Genomic DNA, 3152 nt, shown 5'->3' on the forward strand with positions numbered 1-3152 from the left:
CCGGATCTTGCTGCGAATGCCGAGCCGCTCCAGATTGCGTACGAAGGGCTGGGTGATACGCTCCCACTGGCTGTCGTAGATCAGGAACTCCAGGGTGAATGGCCGACCGGTCTCGAGATTCACCAGCGTGCCGTCGCGCACGTCGTAGCCGGCTTGGCGCAACAGCTCCAGCGCCTTGCGCAGGCGCGGGCGGAGCGCTTCCGGTTGCGCTATCGGCAGTGGCTGGTCGAATACCGCGGCGGGCAGTCGGTCGCGATAGGGTTCGAGCAACGCCAGTTCGTCGTCTCCGGGCAATCCCCTGGCCGCCATCTCCGAATTCTGGAAGTAGCTCTCGGTACGCTGATAGGCGCCGTAGAACAGGTGCCGGTTGACCCAGTCGAAATCGAACGCGAGCCCCAGCGCGCGGCGGACTCTCGGGTCGCCGAGCTGCGCCCGGCGCGTGTTGATCACGTATCCCTGCATGCCGGCGGGCTGCCCATCCGGCACGATCACCCGCTGGATGGCGCCATCCTCGACTGCCGGCGTGTCGTAGGCGGTGGCCCAGTTCTTGGCGCTGCTTTCGATGCGCATGTCCAGCGCGCCGGCCATGAACGCCTCCAGGGCGACCGACTGGTCGCGGAAATAGTCGTAGACCAGGCGGTCGATATTGTAGCGCCCCCGATTGAGCGGCAGATCGCGGCCCCAGTAGTCCGCGACCCGGCGATAGACGATGCGCCGGCCGGGGTCGATCTCGGCGATCTCGTAGGGGCCGGACCCCAGGAGCTTGTCCAGCGTGGGGCGGGTGAAGTCGCGTTCCTGCCAGTAGTGCTTGGGCAACACCGGCAGTTGACCCAGGATCAGTGGCAGCTCTCTCGACTGATTGTTCGAAAACTCGAATCGCACCGTCCGTTCGTCCAGCGCCGAGACCGACTCCACGCTGGCGTAGTAGGCGCGATAGAAGGGCGAGCCCTTGTCGCGCAGCAGCCGGAAGCTGAACACCACATCCTCGGCGGTGACTGGGTGTCCATCGTGAAAATGGGCTTCGGGCCGGAGGTCGATCTCCATCCAGTGACGCTCCGGGTCGAGCCGGATTCCGCCGGCCAGCAGCCCATACATGGTGAAAGGCTCGTCGGCGCTGGACTCCATCAGCGTGTCGTAGATCTGATTGAGCCCATCCGCCGGTGTGCCCTGGATGATGAAGGGGTTGGTCGAGTCGAAACTCCCGTTGGCGGCCCGGCGCAAGGTACCGCCTCTGGGTGCCTCGGGGTTGGCGTAGGGCAGATGCTCGAAGTCCGCGGGCAGCCCCGGGTCGTCGTAGAGCGCGATGGCGTGCACGGTCGGGACATCGCCAGGCGCTGTTCCGGGGTCATGAAGCTGGCCATCGGCAGATACCGGCAGCGGGGCGGCCAGCGCCAGTGTGATGACCGCCAGTAGCCATCGAAATCCGGCCATCGTCGACATCCTGCTTCCGGTGGCGATGCCTGCGCGGGTGGCAGGCGTTCCGACACGCCTTATCGGCAACGACCATGATTTCAAGGCGCTATCTCCGGAGAACTATCGGTGGCTGTTCTGGGCCAGCGCCGTTGACGGGACGGTCAACGCCTGTCCGATGCGGATGGTGCTGCCGTCGAGGCCGTTTTCGCGCTGGATCTCGCCGATGCTGACCCCGAAGCGCGCGGCAATGGCGGAGAGCGTATCGCCGCGACGAACCACGTAGCGGTTCATCACCGTGCGCTCCGAGGCGGGCAGCGTTGCGAGATTGGCCAGGAAACGCTGCTTGGCCGCCACCGGTATCAGGATACTGGCATCGTCGCGCGGCCGGGTCGATGCCCGCTTGAATCCCGGGTTCAGCGCCCGCAGCGTCTGCGGGTCGACGCCCGCAAGCTCGGCAGCCATCGAGAGTGTCAAGGGGCCGTCGGTCTCGACCTGGGCAAACTGGACCTTGTCCGGAATCGACGGCAGGATCACGCCGTATCGCTCCGGCTCGGCGACCACTTCGGAGAGCGCCAGCAGGCGCGGGATGTAATCCATGGTTTCGGCGGGCAACCGCAGGTGCCAGTAGTCGATCGGCTCGCCGCGATTGGCGGCGGCCTCGCGGGCGGCGTTCACCGTGCCGGCGCCGGCGTTGTAGGCAGCCAGCGCCAGCAGCATATCGCCGTCGTACCAGCGATCCGCCTGCTGCTGGATGTAGTTCATCGCCGCCTGGGTGGCGGCGACCACGTCATGACGCCCGTCGTACCAGGCCGTGCGCGACAGCCCCATCGCATCGCCGGTTGCCGGCATGAACTGCCACAGGCCTGCGGCGCCGCCGGGGTTGGTGGCCGTCGGGTCGTAGCCGCTCTCGATGAACGGCAGTAGCGCGATTTCGCTGGGCAGGTGGTGGGATTCCAGCTGCTGCGTCACCCAGCGCAGCCAGGGCTTGGCCTGCGAGGCGACTCTTTCGACGTGCTGCGGGTGGGCGCGATACCAGTCGAGCCATTCGGCGACCCTGGGGTTGGCCGTTTCGTGGGACAGCCGGAAGCCCTTGCGCAGCCGGCTCCAGACATCGGGGGCGCTACGCCCTTGCAGGGCGAGAGCGGACCAGAACGAGTGCCGGGACGCGCTGCTCGCCGTATCCGGAGCTTCCTTGGCCATGGCCGCCAAGGGCAGCGTCGACAGCAGCAGGCCGCCGGTGAGGCCGACGAGGATCCGGCAGCGTCCGGTTCGAAAATTCATGCGTTCAACATCCTTGATGACACCGCTGGCCGATCGACGCGACCGGGCGGTGGATACCCTCGTCTTTCACGGTGATGGTCAGAATCGGTCTTTCCAGGCTCGCAGCGTGGCGAACGCGGTGGCGTCGTCATCGACGGGCCCCTGCTGGCGAAGCGTCTCGAGCAGTCCCGGATCGCCGATGCGCAGAAAGGGGTTGATCTGACGCTCCCGGCCCAGGGTGGTCGGCAGGGTGGGGCGATCGAGATCGCGCGCCCTCTGGCACTCGGCCCGGTAGCTGTCCCGGATCGCGTTGTCGGGCTCGGCGGCGGCGGCAAAAGCTAGGTTGGCCAGGGTGTATTCGTGGGCGGCGAACACCAGCGTGTCTTCCGGCAGCGCGTCGAGCGGGAAGAAGCCGGCCTCCGCGATCTCGTGATCCGGCATTTTCGGTGCGGTTTGCCGAAAATCCGTCACGAGATAGA

Annotated in this window: 3 protein-coding genes; all 3 read right to left on the bottom strand. The window is 66.6% G+C overall.

The features are described from left to right. On the bottom strand, positions 1-1431 hold a 1431-nt coding region (locus AC3AYF_RS16990; protein ID WP_487780062.1), incomplete at its 3' end, for an extracellular solute-binding protein. Positions 1432-1533: 102 nt separating this feature from the next. Continuing rightward, positions 1534-2694: a transglycosylase SLT domain-containing protein gene (locus tag AC3AYF_RS16995; RefSeq protein ID WP_295036271.1), complete on the bottom strand. Its 1161-nt coding sequence runs from the start codon at positions 2692-2694 to the stop codon at positions 1534-1536. 78 nt (positions 2695-2772) lie between these two features. Then, positions 2773-3152 (bottom strand): hydroxyacylglutathione hydrolase C-terminal domain-containing protein (locus AC3AYF_RS17000; protein WP_487780063.1); only part of this gene is annotated, 380 nt, incomplete at its 5' end.

The organism is Salinicola sp. (genome assembly GCF_982684285.1).

Coding starts and splice junctions, on each gene's coding strand:
- AC3AYF_RS16995 (WP_295036271.1), bottom strand. CDS start 2,694: ATGAATTTTCGAACCGGACGCTGCCGGATCCTCGTCGGCCTCACCGGC.